15 protein-coding genes and 2 riboswitches are annotated in these 14,422 nt (G+C 40.9%); of the genes, 13 read left to right on the plus strand and 2 right to left on the minus strand.

Annotation, left to right across the window (positions count from 1 at the left end):
* The first annotated feature begins 163 nt into the window (after nt 1-163).
* The 5 genes from ACZ5B7_RS12120 (at nt 164) to ACZ5B7_RS12140 (ending at nt 3,402) form a co-directional block, all read left to right on the plus strand.
* Entirely contained in the window at nt 164-943 is a 780-nt protein-coding gene (locus ACZ5B7_RS12120; RefSeq protein WP_464493923.1) for a TerC family protein, read from the plus strand.
* Between the two features lie 186 nt (nt 944-1,129).
* Nucleotides 1,130-1,831, plus strand: coding sequence for a CDP-diacylglycerol--serine O-phosphatidyltransferase (pssA, locus tag ACZ5B7_RS12125; protein ID WP_213115975.1), 702 nt, complete (start codon nt 1,130-1,132; stop codon nt 1,829-1,831).
* Nucleotides 1,832-1,859: 28 nt separating this feature from the next.
* Nucleotides 1,860-2,165 carry an iron-sulfur cluster assembly accessory protein gene (locus tag ACZ5B7_RS12130; protein WP_213140428.1) on the plus strand — a complete coding sequence of 102 codons (306 nt, stop codon included), beginning with the start codon at nt 1,860-1,862 and terminating at the stop codon, nt 2,163-2,165.
* Between the two features lie 176 nt (nt 2,166-2,341).
* Nucleotides 2,342-3,088 (plus strand): Cof-type HAD-IIB family hydrolase, encoded by a 747-nt coding sequence (locus ACZ5B7_RS12135; protein ID WP_464493924.1) that lies wholly within the window; start codon nt 2,342-2,344, stop codon nt 3,086-3,088.
* A gap of 113 nt (nt 3,089-3,201) precedes the next feature.
* Nucleotides 3,202-3,402 carry a cold-shock protein gene (locus tag ACZ5B7_RS12140; RefSeq protein ID WP_213140427.1) on the plus strand — a complete coding sequence of 67 codons (201 nt, stop codon included), beginning with the start codon at nt 3,202-3,204 and terminating at the stop codon, nt 3,400-3,402.
* A gap of 438 nt (nt 3,403-3,840) precedes the next feature.
* On the opposite strand, the gene ACZ5B7_RS12145 is transcribed toward ACZ5B7_RS12140, so the two are convergent.
* Nucleotides 3,841-4,842, minus strand: a complete 1,002-nt coding sequence (locus ACZ5B7_RS12145; protein ID WP_464493925.1) for a nuclease-related domain-containing protein — start codon at nt 4,840-4,842, stop codon at nt 3,841-3,843.
* Between the two features lie 117 nt (nt 4,843-4,959).
* Here ACZ5B7_RS12145 and ACZ5B7_RS12150 point away from each other — a divergent pair, with 117 nt between their 5' ends.
* The 8 genes from ACZ5B7_RS12150 to ACZ5B7_RS12185 all read left to right on the plus strand — a co-directional run bounded on the left by ACZ5B7_RS12150 (nt 4,960) and on the right by ACZ5B7_RS12185 (nt 12,230).
* Nucleotides 4,960-5,799, plus strand: coding sequence for an SDR family oxidoreductase (locus ACZ5B7_RS12150; protein ID WP_464493926.1), 840 nt, complete (start codon nt 4,960-4,962; stop codon nt 5,797-5,799).
* A gap of 192 nt (nt 5,800-5,991) precedes the next feature.
* Complete coding sequence (locus tag ACZ5B7_RS12155; RefSeq protein WP_423802050.1) at nt 5,992-6,459, plus strand: GyrI-like domain-containing protein; 468 nt, start codon at nt 5,992-5,994, stop codon at nt 6,457-6,459.
* A 77-nt stretch (nt 6,460-6,536) separates the two neighbouring features.
* Nucleotides 6,537-6,684, plus strand: a riboswitch (FMN riboswitch).
* A 150-nt stretch (nt 6,685-6,834) separates the two neighbouring features.
* On the plus strand, nt 6,835-7,494 hold the full coding sequence (gene ribE / locus ACZ5B7_RS12160; protein WP_464493927.1) for a riboflavin synthase: 660 nt from the start codon (nt 6,835-6,837) through the stop codon (nt 7,492-7,494).
* Between the two features lie 37 nt (nt 7,495-7,531).
* Nucleotides 7,532-8,725: a bifunctional 3,4-dihydroxy-2-butanone-4-phosphate synthase/GTP cyclohydrolase II gene (locus ACZ5B7_RS12165; RefSeq protein WP_464493928.1), complete on the plus strand. Its 1,194-nt coding sequence runs from the start codon at nt 7,532-7,534 to the stop codon at nt 8,723-8,725.
* 18 nt (nt 8,726-8,743) lie between these two features.
* Complete coding sequence (gene ribH, locus ACZ5B7_RS12170; protein WP_423802052.1) at nt 8,744-9,211, plus strand: 6,7-dimethyl-8-ribityllumazine synthase; 468 nt, start codon at nt 8,744-8,746, stop codon at nt 9,209-9,211.
* 138 nt (nt 9,212-9,349) lie between these two features.
* Nucleotides 9,350-9,542: riboswitch (cobalamin riboswitch) on the plus strand.
* Nucleotides 9,543-9,682: 140 nt separating this feature from the next.
* Nucleotides 9,683-10,978 (plus strand): prenyltransferase/squalene oxidase repeat-containing protein, encoded by a 1,296-nt coding sequence (locus ACZ5B7_RS12175; protein ID WP_464493929.1) that lies wholly within the window; start codon nt 9,683-9,685, stop codon nt 10,976-10,978.
* Nucleotides 10,979-10,980: 2 nt separating this feature from the next.
* Complete coding sequence (locus tag ACZ5B7_RS12180) at nt 10,981-11,649, plus strand: DUF4430 domain-containing protein (protein WP_464493930.1); 669 nt, start codon at nt 10,981-10,983, stop codon at nt 11,647-11,649.
* A complete protein-coding gene (locus tag ACZ5B7_RS12185) occupies nt 11,649-12,230 on the plus strand; it encodes an ECF transporter S component (protein ID WP_213140420.1) in 582 nt (193 codons plus the stop codon). Before ACZ5B7_RS12180 ends, ACZ5B7_RS12185 begins: the two co-directional genes overlap by 1 nt.
* Before the next feature lie 16 nt (nt 12,231-12,246).
* Here ACZ5B7_RS12185 and ACZ5B7_RS12190 read toward each other — a convergent pair whose 3' ends face one another.
* Complete coding sequence (locus tag ACZ5B7_RS12190; RefSeq protein WP_464493931.1) at nt 12,247-14,349, minus strand: transglycosylase domain-containing protein; 2,103 nt, start codon at nt 14,347-14,349, stop codon at nt 12,247-12,249.
* Between the last annotated feature and the right edge of the window lie 73 nt (nt 14,350-14,422).

Consider the following 14,422-nt stretch of genomic DNA (forward strand, 5'->3'; position numbering starts at 1 on the left):
CTCCGGCTTTATTGGCAACTTGGACGTTGTTAGCAAGACCTTTACTTTACTGTAAAGGTCTTTTTATATGCTTTTTTAGGCCTTTACTGTATTCGGTAAAGGCCTTTTTATTTGGCAAAAGGGTATTTTATCAACCAAAACCTTTTAAAGGAGGAATTGTTTAGTGGATGTATCTCTATTGATGGAGTATGGATGGGTTTTAATTATTTTGGTGGCATTAGAAGGTTTGCTAGCAGCGGATAATGCTTTGGTATTGGCGATCATGGTGAAACATCTCCCAGAGGAAGAACGGAAAAAGGCATTGTTTTACGGTTTAGCCGGTGCATTTATCTTCCGCTTTGCTTCTCTTTTCGCCATCTCCTTTCTTGTGGACGTTTGGCAGGTTCAAGCCATCGGTGCCCTGTATTTATTGTTTATGGCCGGCAATCACATTTTCCGTAAAGTAGTGAAAAGAAAAGCTGAAGGAAAAGAGAAAACGGAAATAAGTAAAAAAAGTGGATTTTGGACCACCGTGTTTAAGGTGGAATTGGCGGATATTGCTTTTGCAGTTGATTCTATTCTTGCTGCTGTTGCCATGGCTGTCGTCCTTCCCAATACGCCTCTGCCGAATATTGGTGGACTCGATGGCGGAAAGTTCTTGGTCATCTTTGCCGGCGGAATCATTGGCCTAGTGATAATGCGCTTTGCTGCTAATATGTTTGTTAAGCTTCTAGAGAGACGCCCCGGCCTTGAGATTGCCGCATTTGCGATTGTTGGCTGGGTGGGAGTAAAACTTGCTGTCTATACACTTTCCCATCCTGAACTAGCGATATTAAATGAAGATTTTGCCCACTCAACCGAATGGAAGGTAAGTTTTTACCTTGTCTTGGTTGGAATTGCTGCAGCCGGATGGTTCTTCTCAAAGGATAAAGTATTAAAAACTTCAGAAAAAGAAGCATCATAAAGAAATAATAAAAAAGGGGGCTGTTTCAATATGGAACAGCCTCTTCTATGTTTTTGAAATTAATTTTGTTAAAATATGTTATGATATAATATTGACATAGTAACGTAACCTAACAGATATTAATAAGAGAGGAATGATTTTGAATAAAAGGGTATGAATTTAATCCTTTTTATTGTTTAAATTGGAGTGATACATATTATTAGAAACAGTATTCCAAATTTGTTTACGCTTTTTAATTTATTTTTTGGCTTTTTGTCGGTCATGTATTCGGCGCAGGGGGATTATAAGAATGCGGCCATTCTGATCTTAATTGGGATGATGCTCGATAGCATGGACGGACGGATTGCAAGAATACTGCGTGTGGAAAGTGAGCTGGGGAAGGAGCTTGATTCACTCGCTGACATCGTTACCTTTGGTGTTGCGCCTGCGATGATGGCTTATTACTCCTACTTTTCTACATATGGCATCGTGGGCATGGCAATTTCAGGTTTGTTTCCATTATTCGGAGCTTATCGATTAGCCCGCTTCAACATAAATGCGGTGAAATCTTCATTAAAGTATTTTACGGGTGTACCCATCACGGCTGGGGGCGGGGTGTTAACGCTGTTAACGCTGTTTCACGGCAAAATGCCATCAATTGTTCTCCCTATCGCCTTTTTTGTAATTTGTTTCTTAATGGTAAGCACCGTTAAGATCCCAAGCCTGAAGGACGTTCCCCTGCCCAAATACGGAATTATTGTCACAGCTTTTTTAGGCTGCGCCATTTATTTATTTTTCAAAAAAGAACAATATCGTTTTCCGTACTTTCTCTATGTAGCCATCCCGCTATACATCGCGTTTATTTGGTTCCAGCTAGTTAGAGAGAAAAGAAAACGAAATACTCGTTAATTATTTTTAGAAAGAGGGCTTAGAAGAAATGAAGGTAAAAGTAAATCGTAGTGCTGCAAAGGAATTGAAAAAAATGCTTGGACAAGAGGAAGCGGAGGGTAAATTGTTTCGTGTTTATGTTTCCAACATCCACGGCGATCATGCCCATTATGACCTGATGCTTGATACACCAACCGACAAGGATGAAGTGGTAAAATCCGATAAGGATATTGATTTTATTCTGGAAAAGGATAATGAATGGTTGGATGGTGTTTGGATTCAATTTTTCCAAGTACCTAATGAAGAGTGGGTAATTACCAACCCATCCAGAGGCGGCCATCACCATCATCATTAATCATCAGGAGCAACTATCAGTTTCTTATTTTCATCTAACTCCCTGCGGAATATCGCAGGGAGTTTTTTGTGGTTACCATAAAAATATCATGTAAATTAAAAGTCTCCTTCTTTGAAAAGACTTATTCAAAAATGGTAATCTAATGTAATGAGCAGAACAGAAGGGAGCAAGAGGAATTGAATAATCATATAGATATTAAATTAATTGCCCTTGATATGGATGGGACCTTATTAAATAATCAGCATGAAATTTCTGTGGCAAATAGTGAGGCAATCAAAGAAGCCCAGGATAAGGGCGTATTTGTTGTTCTAAGTACAGGACGATCCTTTTTAAATAGTCATAATCATGCCGATTCTCTAAATCTTTCGTCCTTTTTGGTGACGGTAAATGGAAGTGAGATTTGGGATGAAAAACGCGAACTTGTGAGAAGATCGCTTGTAAAATCTGAACAAATTGAATGGATGCTGAAGCTTGCCAATGAGCACAAAGCGACATTTTGGGCAATCAGTACGGAACGAAACTGGCACAATGAAATGCCAGAGGATTTGCATTCGGTTGAGTGGATGAAATTTGGCTTCAATATTCATGATGATGCCGTCCGCGAAATTGTGATTAAAGAGCTGGAAGCTAGAGGTGAATTTGAACTGTCAAATTCCACACCATTCAACATAGAGGTTAACGCTTCAGGTATAAACAAAGCGCAAGGATTAAGGCTTGTGTGCGAGCGGCTCGGAATTGAGATGAAGAATGTAATGGCCGTCGGAGACTCCCTTAACGATCTGGCCATGATTAAAGAAGCTGGCATGGGTGTAGCCATGGGAAATGCTCAGGAGATTGTAAAGGAAACGGCTGACTGGGTGACAGCTTCTAATGAAGAAGATGGCGTGGCGAAGGCTATTCGCAAATGGGTTTTGGATAAATAAAATTTTTTTACTTGGAATTGGTATATGAGGAATGCATACGGGTAAAAATATATGTGCAAGCATTATTTTGCAAAATTTTATTTATGGGATTATGCTAGGAGGCACCGAAAGAAATGGAACATGGCAAGGTAAAATGGTTTAACAGTGAAAAAGGTTTTGGATTTATCGAAAGAGATGGCGGAGAAGACGTTTTCGTTCATTACTCTGCAATTCAAATCGAGGGTTTCAAAACCTTAGACGAAGGACAAGAAGTTACGTTTGATATCGAAAACGGCCAGCGTGGGCCGCAAGCGGTAAATGTCCGTAAAGCTTAATAACTGTTAAAAATTAAACAGACTCTTTTAAAGGGTCTGTTTTTTTTTCGTAAAAAAAATTGGGCCGTTCGCGTTTTGGTGTGCGAACGGCCTTTTTTGGTTGGTTGTTTTAAAAAGGTAACTAACTATTGCGAGCGGGCACCGTGTTTTGCTTAAAAATAGTTGGAATTGGGCCAAAATTTGCGCGGAAGTTTCCTTTTTAAAGGCAAAATTACAATTTTTTTTGGAAAAAATCACCGTGTTGAGTGAGAAAATCATGTAAATACCGATAATCCTGTTATATAAGAAATCGATTTTCCAAGCAAGAAAAAAAATATCAGCGAATTTTTATGATATATCAGCGAATTTTTGATTTTATCAGCGAATTCTTATGATATATCAGCGAATTTTTAAATATATCAGCGGATTTTCAAATTTATCAGCGAATCATACAAGTACCTAATTTTTCCATAAATTTAATGGGTGAATAAAAGGGATTTCTGTAGGAAAATAGACCCTCGCTTTGTTATCACCCTCATATTTGAGATTGGCTGAATGAAGTAATCTACGTGCAAGATCTGGCGAAGATATTTGCGCGAACCCCCTAAACTGTTGATTGGTAATACTAGGCCCATATAATAAAAAATAATCCTGGATAGTGTAAAGATGGGCATTTGGAACAAAGGTATTACAAAATGAACAATACCAATTTTGGTTTTTGCGTTGCATTGGTAAATGTAAACAAATTGGACAATGCACCCCCGGCAACAAATCACCATGGAGTATGTCAAATCTCTTGAGAATTGGCTTTGTTGGAACAGTATTAAGCTTCAACAAAAGTTTATCAAACTTCCGAAGATCCTTTGGGTCAAATATCTCTTGTTTATGGAAATTCTCAAATAACTGCATTTTATGAAGAATACTAGGGGATTTGCAGATGCGCTGCATGACCTTCAATCCATTTCTCCCGCCAAAGGAAAGAATGGCATTAGGATTACTGAAAACTACTAAATATTCAATGGGTAACGGTGGTAAATTGTGTTCAATAAGCACTCTATTAAGGACACTTTGATGCCTTTCTACCTGAAAAATTGGATAGGGGTATGTATATTCTTCACCATTAACTGTTTGAATTAATTGTTCTGAATCTGTGTCAATTAAGATCTTTCCCTTATAATTTTTCACATCTATGATAATTCCGCTTTTGGTAGTTGTAAGGAAGGTATCAATTTGGCAGTTGTATTCTCCATCGGGAAGGTTCAAATCGTGGAAAATGTGGTATTCTTTTTCGGGGAGAGAGTGTAGGTAGAAATCAATCGATTGTTCACCCCGGTATCCGGCCCATCGTCCGGCTAATTCATCTGAAATCAGCTGCCATTTTGGATGGTTTTTCCGTAGACGCCTTACCAAGGCCTCTAAAATAAGAATAATCAGTGGGATAAAGCGTGGTTTTATTATCAAATTCATCACTCCTTTTTAATTTCCCATTAATCTTTCTCAAAAAGAAGAAAATTTCCTGCTGGATTTTGCAGGGATTTGTCAAAATTTTGTTACACTTTTATTTAAGGGGGAATTACCATGAACGAACCGATTGCCATTGTAACAGGATCGTCAAGCGGATTCGGCCTTTTAACAACTCTGGAGCTTGCTCGGTCGGGTTTTTATGTTATAGCGACGATGAGAAATCTTGAAAAAAGCGGCGGACTCCTTTCAGAAGCCAAGAAAGAAAAAATCGAAGATAAAATCACCATCCGCCAACTAGACGTTACCTCACAAGATTCAATCAACCAACTCGCCAAACTAACGGAATCTCTAGGCCGTATCGATGTACTCGTCAACAACGCGGGCTACGCTGCTGCCGGGTTTGTCGAGGAGCTCCCGATGGAGGAATACCGTAAACAATTTGAAACAAACGTTTTTGGCGTGATGGCAGTTACAAAAGCCATCTTGCCATTTATGCGACAGCAGCGTCATGGAAAAATCATTAATCTTAGCAGCATCAGCGGCGTTGTCGCCTTTCCAGGAATGTCACCATATGTGGCATCAAAGCACGCCCTCGAGGGCTGGAGTGAATGCCTTCGCCTGGAAATGAAGCCATTTGGCGTGGATGTAATACTAGTAGAGCCGGGTTCGTACAGGACTAGTATTTGGTCTTCAGGAAAACAAATTACCCGCTCCCAACCCGACTCACCGTACTACCGACTAATGGAAGGTATGGAAAATTACATTCTATCCGGAGAAGAAAAGTTTGGCGACCCACGGGAGGTAGCCAAAAAAATCTCAGTAATAGCCAAAATGCAAAAACCAGTATTACGTTTTCCTATTGGTAAGGGTGTAAAAATGGCCATCCTCATTAAAAACCTGATCCCCTGGAGTCGATGGGAGAAGATTCTATTAAACAAACTACCTAAGAGATAAATTTCAAGAAGTTCTTGTGGAATATTTTTGAAATTAATTCCAACATTTAGAAACGAAGTATGGCTATCATTTTGGCTGCATTTTTGATTTTTTTAAAATAATAAATTTTTGAAAAAGTCGAATTTTTTTGGCAGGAATTTAAGGATATTGTGAGAATATTAGAAATAAGATAGAAAAAAAGGGGGTTTTAACATGGATATCCAAGTAGTAGAAAAAAATGAATTGAGAGTAGTTGGAATTTCATGGAATGGAAGTTATACTGAAACTAACAAGATACCCAAGTTGTTTACAAAATTTGAACAACGGCTAGAGGAAATTTCCTTTAAGACAGAGGAACCGGTTCTTATTGCCCCGTTTCATAGCCGGGAGACGGAGTTTACCTATTACGTCACTGCACCTGTTGAAAAAATTACAGAAATCCCGGAAGGAATGGTTGGCTTTACGATTCCAAGTAAAAATTATGTGGTGACAACCCATAAAGGAAAACCTGAAGAGGTAGAAAATACATATAACCTTTTGTTTACGTGGATGAAAGAATATGGCTATGAGCAAGATCATCAAGCATTAAGTTTAGAGATTTATAAGGAAGAGCACAAAGGGCAAAATGCCAGCGGTGATCTTCATTTTGAAATTTATTTGCCAGTTATGGTGTATAAATAAAGTTTATTTTTTCATTTATCAGTTCGGTTTCCTTTACAGATGCACTTCTGTATAATAATATTAAAATAATTTAACAGTAATTCCTTCGGGGCAAGGTGAAAATCCTTACCGGCGGTGATGAAGCGCATGCTTCTTAGTCCGTGACCCGGTTAACAATTTTGTTAAACGGTGGATCTGGTGAAATTCCGGAGCCGACAGTTAAAGTCTGGATGGGAGAAGGGAAATAGCAGGATTAAAATTGGCGAAATTTAGCCTTTTTTAAGCCTTAATTTTCTATTGTCTTTAAACAGGCCCTGAAGGTTTTTACCTCAGGGTCTTTTTGCTTTTTAGAAGAATCTTTAATCCCTGGAAACCCTAATGAAGGGAGAAAGAAGGATGTTTACCGGAATTATTGAAGAGATTGGTACTATTTCAGCAATACAGCGGACTGGTAATTCATTTGTGATGACGATTGAAGCGAAAAAAATTCTCGCCGATGTTCATCTTGGAGACAGTATTGCTGTCAATGGGGTTTGCTTAACTGTTACCTCCTTTACGGGAACCCGCTTTACGGTCGACGTCATGCCGGAAACGGTTAAAGCCTCTAGTTTAAATTCGTTAAAGCGCGGCTCAAAAGTAAATCTTGAGAGAGCAATGGCGGCCGGTGGAAGGTTTGGCGGTCATATTGTTTCAGGGCATATCGATGGCACCGGGGTTATTAAAGGCAAAAATGCGCTTGAAAATGCTGTCTATTATGAAATTGAGACCGAGCCGGAAATATTGAAATACATCATTTATAAAGGCTCCATAACAGTAGATGGGACAAGCTTAACGGTATTTGGAGTAACCGAAAACTCGTTTACCTTATCGTTAATTCCCCATACGATGTCGGAAACTGTGGTCGGTAACAAAGGACCGGGTGAGATTGTAAATTTGGAATGCGATATGATTGGCAAGTATGTCGCTCATTTTATGAATAATTTTTCGAACAATCAGAAGCCTAAAGGCCAATCAGGTATTACGGCCCAATTTTTAGAAGCGAATGGATTTTTATAAAATAGCATGAAAAAACTGAACAAAGGAGTGATACGGTATGTTTGACAGGATTGAAGAAGCAATCGAAGAATTGAAACAAGGGAAGGTTATCATTGTTTGCGACGATGAGGACAGGGAAAATGAAGGAGATTTCATAGCGCTTGCCGAAAAAACAACTCCTGAGGTTATCAATTTGATGGTAACGCATGGGAGAGGCCTTGTCTGTGTTCCGATTGAGGAAGAATTAGCAAAAAAACTGGATTTAATGCCGATGGTAGCGAACAATACCGACCCGCATGGGACTGCTTTTACAGTCAGCATTGATCATAAAAATTCTACAACAGGTATTTCGGCCTTTGAACGGTCTGCGACAATCATGAATTTGATTGATCCTCAGTCAAAAGCTGCCGATTTTAAACGTCCTGGCCATGTTTTTCCGCTTATCGCTAAAAAAGGCGGCGTCCTTAGAAGAACAGGTCACACAGAAGCAGCAGTAGATCTTGCAAACCTATCTGGAGCCATGCCTGCTGGCGTTATTTGTGAAATCATGAATGAAGACGGGACGATGGCCCGGGTACCGCAGCTAAGAAAAATCGCCGATAAGCTGGGCCTGAAAATGATTACGATCAAAGATCTGATTGAATACCGAAATCAAAAGGATAAATTGGTAAAGCGGGAAGTGGAGATCAAGTTGCCGACTGAATATGGCGATTTTAAAGCAATCGGGTATTCAAATATGGTAGACGACAAAGAGCATGTTGCTCTCATTAAAGGTGATATTGACCCGGAGAAACCTATTCTGGTCAGGGTTCATTCGGAATGCTTAACGGGTGATGTTTTTGGATCTTACCGCTGTGACTGCGGTCCGCAGCTCCACGCCGCCCTGATGCAGATTGAACAAGCCGGAAATGGTGTGCTGTTGTATATGCGCCAGGAAGGCAGAGGCATTGGCCTGCTTAACAAAATGAAGGCCTATCAGCTTCAGGAACAAGGCTATGATACGGTAGAGGCAAATGAAAAACTTGGATTTAAGCCTGATTTAAGGGATTATGGAATTGGTGCACAAATTTTAAGAGATCTTGGCATCAGAAAAATGATGTTATTAACGAATAATCCGCGTAAAATTAAGGGCCTAAAGGGCTACGACCTGGAAGTCGTCGAGCGGGTACCGCTGCAAATGGAAATGAGACCCGAAAACGAAAGCTATTTAAAAACCAAACATGATAAATTAGGCCATCTGCTTCATTATTAAAAATACGGAGGAATAGAAATGGGACATATTTTTGAAGGAAATTTAGTTGGTACAGGACTGAAAGTCGGAATCGTAGTAGGACGTTTTAATGAATTTATTACAAGCAAGTTATTATCTGGTGCACAGGATGCTTTAAAGCGCCATGGAGTGAATGATGCTGATGTGGATGTCGCGTGGGTCCCTGGTGCATTTGAAATTCCATTAATCGCTAAAAAAATGGCTGACAGCAAAAAATATGATGCAGTTATCACACTTGGTACAGTTATCCGCGGTTCTACACCACATTTTGATTTCGTGTGTAATGAAGTGGCAAAAGGAGTATCCCGCATCACGCTTGACACTGGCATTCCGGTTATTTTTGGGGTATTAACCACAGATTCAATCGAGCAGGCAATCGAGCGGGCTGGTACAAAAGCAGGCAACAAAGGCTGGGATGCTGCTTCTGGCGCCATCGAAATGGCCAACCTAACAAGAAATTTTGAATAATTGAAAGCCTAGGGAGCACCTTTTTTTAGGGTTGCTCCCTGCTTGTTTAATTCAATAAATTCATTTATAAAGATGTAAGCAAAAACAAAAACATGTACAAATGAGCCAAACTTTTACTATAATAATAACAGCATAAAAAATAATCTTTAAAAAATAGGTGCTATAGTCTAAAAACAAGACTCTTAGCTTAATAGGGAAGTTGGTTAAAAGCCAACGCGGTCCCGCCACTGTAAATGGGAGCAACCTATACGATGTCACTGTCTTAATAGATGGGAAGACGTAGGAAGCAATGACCATGAGCCAGGAAACCTGCCTGTTTTTAAACACAAATGCCTACGTGGATAGGAGAGTGTTAAGCAGGAAACGTCACTCGTTTGTTACTTAGCATACATAACACCTCCTCCTAACTGATAGGAGGATTTTTTTATGCCAATTTTGGGGCTAAAGATAGAAAGGGAGAGAGAAAAAAAAATGAGAAAAACAACAAAATTGATGGTTATTGCTGGTGTACTGGCGCTGGCGGTACCTTACAATGCTTATGCAGCTGAGGATGTCAGCACCGAGATTGCCTCTACTGCCGAACATGTTCAGGCTGGAGAGCTAAATTCAGATTGGCTGGCTATTACGCTTTCAAAAGCAGGGAAATTGACGGCAGCGAACAAGCAAGACTATTTAATGAAGCTGAAAAGCAGGGTAAATGGAACTGATTTAAAAGGAACGGAGCTTCATAAAACTATCTTGGCTGTTCGTGCATTAGGGGCAGATCCTGCTAATTTTGAGGGGCAAGACTTAATAAAAAAGGCTTATAGTGATACATCCCTGAACGCATTTACTGCCTATGTATATGCATTAATTGCATTAGATAGTGCAGATTATACTATCCCATCTGATGCTTTATGGACAAAGGATAAACTTATCGACAAGATTACAACTATGGATTCAACTGCCGGTGGCTGGAACTGGGCTGGATCAACAAGTGAACAAGCAGATCCGGATACAACTGGAATGGTGCTGACTGCTTTAGGCAAGCATAAGTCAGATGGTGTTGTCAAAGCAGACATCAATAGTGCCGTCACTTATTTAAAAGCGGTTGAAACGGCTAATGGCGGTTTTGATAATTGGGGGGAAAACTCATCTTCAACTGCCCAGGTGGTAATTGGACTTTCCTCTATTGGGGTAGATCCGACTTCGACTGAATTCACTAAGGATGGGAAAAATCCTGTCAACCACCTATTTACCTATGAAATAGGAAATGGCGGCTATAAATGGATGAAATCCGAAACGGCAGAGAATAGTTTTGCAACAGAGCAGGTTTTCCAAGCTTTAGTGGCATACGATAAGTTTAAAAGCGGTGACCAGCTCTTTAGCTTTCCATACCAAGCTAAAGAGGAGCCTGTACCAGCCCAGCCATCTACACCTGCTCCAACACCGACAGTAGTAAACAACAATAATTATGTGACTGTTACGCCGACAACAGACGTTTCAAAATTGCCTGTCTCAGAGTCCACGAAAGAGGTAATTAGAGAAATCATTACAAACAATAATGCTGGCACAGCTGGAGCTGCAGGAAATACATCTTCACAGCCGCAAGTGATAGTCGTCCAGCAGCCTGCTGCGGTTCAAACAGCAGCTGGTGAACCCAAAGTTGAGGTAAAAGTTGAAAAAGAAAGTGGTACCATCAATTCCAATAACCTTAAGGTAGGAGGCACTACCGCATTTATTGGGGCACTGGCCTTAATTCTTAGAAGAAAGTTCTTGGGGGTGTAACCATGAAAGGCTGGCAGAAAATCATCGGTGATATTGCATCATGGCTTTTGGTTATCGGCGGGATTGGCTATGCTTTATATGGCTATACTCCGGGCAAAACGATTACAACGACAACAACCACCCCTCAGGTTAAACAAGTTCAGCAGGATCAGCAAACTGCTGCGGAAACTGTAAAGAATGTGGAAGGGATTGTTTCCAATGCGGAAGCAACGTCATCTGATACCGCTGGAAAGAATTCAACCGTAAAAGTAATTACTACTCAGCCTGTAAAACAAACTTCAACGGTAACGCAGCAGCCAGCGGGCAGTACGGCACCAGTATCTGCACAGGTCGAAGAAAAAAAGCAAGACACAGTAACTGTTTCAGTAAAGACGCCTGATGGCTATTTAATTGCACCGCGGTCAGTTGAAATAAACGATCAAACGAAAGCAGCTGATGTTTTAAAACAAGTCTGTCAGGAGGCCGGCATAAAGCTGGAAACTACTGGTTCAGGTGCCACGCTATATACAAAAGGTATTGGCGGCTGGCGTGAGTTTGACAAAGGGCCATACAGCGGATGGAGCTACAGAATAAATGGAGTCAAAGGAGACCGCTCATCCGGCGTAAAGGATGTTAATCCTGGCGACACATTAGAGTGGAATTATGTTGTCGATTATAGGGAGGACAAGTGATGGAGAGCGTTCTTTCCATATTTAGGCCCAGGGTACGGAACCTTTTAACGTTAAGAAACATGACCTTGATGGCGTGCTTAGCAACCTTGAGTATTGTTGGCAGGATTTATATGGGGATGATTCCAAACGTTCAGCCATCAACGGTTATAATAATTTGCTCTGCCTTGATTTATGGAGTAAGGTTTGGTCTGATTATTGCTGTTCTGACGGTTTTGGGTTCAAACCTGGTGTTAGGCTTTGGTCCTTTTGTTGTGATGCAGCTGATAGCATGGGGAGCAGTTGCCGTTGTATCGGGCGTAATTGGAAGGTTTTATGAGAAAATTCCCCATCTGCTTTTATCGGTATACGCCGGTTTTACCGGGCTGTTTTTTGGGTTCATGGTATCCTTAAACGTTTTCATCATTGGCGGCCCGGCTGCTTTTTGGGTTTACTACCTAAGAGGGATCCCGTTTGATTTATATCATGCGGCCGGCAACTTTTTGTTTTATTTAACCCTTGGTCCAGTCCTGCTAAAGCTTTTACAAAGGCATAAGGAAAAAACATTTCATCAAAACCCAATCGAGTTAACAGATGATAAATAGCACGCCAAGCGGCGTGCTATTTTTGCATACTCTGCAGTTTTTGAATCAACGAGTCGACCTTTTCGCCAACATTATAGAGTACTTCCTCCAAACCCTTTTTCCATTCAGGTGCTTGTTCTTTTATCGTGTTCCCAATCTTTTTGGCACTTTCATTTAATTCTTTACCAATTTCTTCTGCCTGGTCTTGTATGTTTGCAGCAGGGTTTGTTTCCCCGGCTAGCTTAGCATTTATGGACACAACATCAAAATTTTCTTTTTGAAGAGAGGTTGTTGATGTTCTCATGATTTCTCTAAAAATAGGCACGACATTTGAAGAACTTGAGCTTGGCAGGAAGTGCTGGCGGTCCGTTTGGTCAAAACCAATCCAAATGGCCCCTACCAAATTTGGTGTATAGCCGACCATCCATTGATCCTTAGTGCCGTTTATATCAGCAAACGGAAGCTGAGTTGAACCGGTTTTCCCGGCAATTTGTACTCCCGGGATGCGGGCTTTCTGACCTGTTCCAGATTCAACCACATTTAGAAGAATGGAGGTCATTTCATTTGCCACCTTTTTGGAGGTCACTTTGGTTGTTTTAGGTTCCCGCTCAGCAATAATATTGTCTGTTGGGCCGACAATTTTTGTAATCAAGTGGCTGTCCTGACGCTGTCCGCCATTTGGAAAAACAGTGTAAGCATTGGCCATCTGCAGAGGAGAAACGCCTTTACTCATCCCACCAAGTGCAACTGCCAGGTTTCTATCTTCGTTTTCCACAGGAATACCGAAGCGTTTCAAGGTATCAAGCCCCTTGTTTAAACCTACTTGATCCAACAGCCAAACGGCCGGAACATTTAAGGAGTCTTCCAAAGCCTTATACAAAGGAACCTTTCCCTGATATGTTTTCGTGAAATTTTCCGGCTTGTAATTGCCAAATGTAAGCGGCTTATCAACCAGCTCAGACGAATAAGTATAACCTTCCTCAAGAGCTGCTGTATAGACGGCCAGCGGTTTGATTGAAGAACCTGGCTGCGCCTTTAATTGCGTCGCCCGGTTAAAGCCGCGAAACACTTGTTCACCGCGTCCCCCAACTAGGGCAAGCACACCGCCTGATGCTGGGTCCATCAAGACAGAGCCGCTTTGGACGATTTCTCCCCCCATCCCTCTAGGAAACAAGGATTTATTAGCATAAACTTTTTCTAGGCCCGCCTGTAAATTTTGATCCATTTCCGTATAAATCCGGTAGCCTCTTGTTAAAATTTCATCCTGCGTTAGGCCGTATCGGGAAATGGCTTCGTTTAAAACAGCATCAACATAATAAGGATATTTGCGCTCTACAAAGCTGCCACCGCCGTCATGCAGGCGAATTTTTTCTTTTTTAGCCTGGCTGTACTGGGCTGTGGTTATCATCCCAAGTTCCTTCATTTTACCTAACACGACATCTCTTCGGTCCATGGCTCCCTTATAATTTCTATATGGATCAAGATAATTCGGCGCATGCAAAAGACCAGCAATCATTGCGGCCTCGCTAATGCTCATATCCTTGGCATCCTTATTAAAATATTTCTTTGAGGCATTTCCAATTCCCCAGGCACCGCTGCCGAAATAAACTTGGTTCAGATACATTTGCAGTATTTCGTCTTTAGTATAAACTTTTTCAATTTTTACCGCTAAAAATAATTCCTCAGCCTTCCGTTTATAGGTGCGTTCTGGCGACAGGAGCGCGTTTTTGGTGAGCTGCTGCGTAAGGGTGCTGCCGCCTCCAGTAATCCTGCCAGCGAATAAGTTACCGAAGAAGGCACGGGCGATCCCCTGAATATCGAAACCGCTATGCTCATAAAATCGCTCGTCCTCTATAGCTACCACCGCATTCGGAACATATTTGGGCAGCTCTTCAATTTTTACACCTTTGGTCCGGTTTGTTGCAACATTTGAAGCAACATTGCCATTTTTATCATAAACAACTGTCGGCTGGCTTAGACCTTCCTTTAATGACTGCACATTCGCTCTTGAAGCGAGCCAGCCAAAATATGAAATAGTTGAAAGCACGACTACTAGACAAATCAACAATAAAATTTGAGTTAAATGTTTCTTTTTCCAGAAACGGACGACTAATTCCCAGATTGGGCGCAGCTTGTCCATAATTATCTCCTAACCTTCGTGTGGTTTTTTGCTTCTTACTATTATAAATATTCATGTTAAAAAAGACCAACAA

This window comes from Neobacillus sp. S1115, from assembly GCF_055385565.1.

Excerpts from the sequence above, each read along its gene's own strand:
- ACZ5B7_RS12175 (WP_464493929.1), top strand. The coding sequence starts at position 9,683 with ATGAGAAAAACAACAAAATTGATGGTTATTGCTGGTGTACTGGCGCTG.
- ACZ5B7_RS12180 (WP_464493930.1), top strand. The coding sequence starts at position 10,981 with ATGAAAGGCTGGCAGAAAATCATCGGTGATATTGCATCATGGCTTTTG.
- ACZ5B7_RS12150 (WP_464493926.1), top strand. The coding sequence starts at position 4,960 with ATGAACGAACCGATTGCCATTGTAACAGGATCGTCAAGCGGATTCGGC.
- ACZ5B7_RS12140 (WP_213140427.1), top strand. The coding sequence starts at position 3,202 with ATGGAACATGGCAAGGTAAAATGGTTTAACAGTGAAAAAGGTTTTGGA.
- ACZ5B7_RS12190 (WP_464493931.1), bottom strand. The coding sequence starts at position 14,349 with ATGGACAAGCTGCGCCCAATCTGGGAATTAGTCGTCCGTTTCTGGAAA.
- ribH (WP_423802052.1), top strand. The coding sequence starts at position 8,744 with ATGGGACATATTTTTGAAGGAAATTTAGTTGGTACAGGACTGAAAGTC.
- ACZ5B7_RS12185 (WP_213140420.1), top strand. The coding sequence starts at position 11,649 with ATGGAGAGCGTTCTTTCCATATTTAGGCCCAGGGTACGGAACCTTTTA.
- ribE (WP_464493927.1), top strand. The coding sequence starts at position 6,835 with ATGTTTACCGGAATTATTGAAGAGATTGGTACTATTTCAGCAATACAG.
- ACZ5B7_RS12165 (WP_464493928.1), top strand. The coding sequence starts at position 7,532 with ATGTTTGACAGGATTGAAGAAGCAATCGAAGAATTGAAACAAGGGAAG.
- ACZ5B7_RS12130 (WP_213140428.1), top strand. The coding sequence starts at position 1,860 with ATGAAGGTAAAAGTAAATCGTAGTGCTGCAAAGGAATTGAAAAAAATG.
- ACZ5B7_RS12155 (WP_423802050.1), top strand. The coding sequence starts at position 5,992 with ATGGATATCCAAGTAGTAGAAAAAAATGAATTGAGAGTAGTTGGAATT.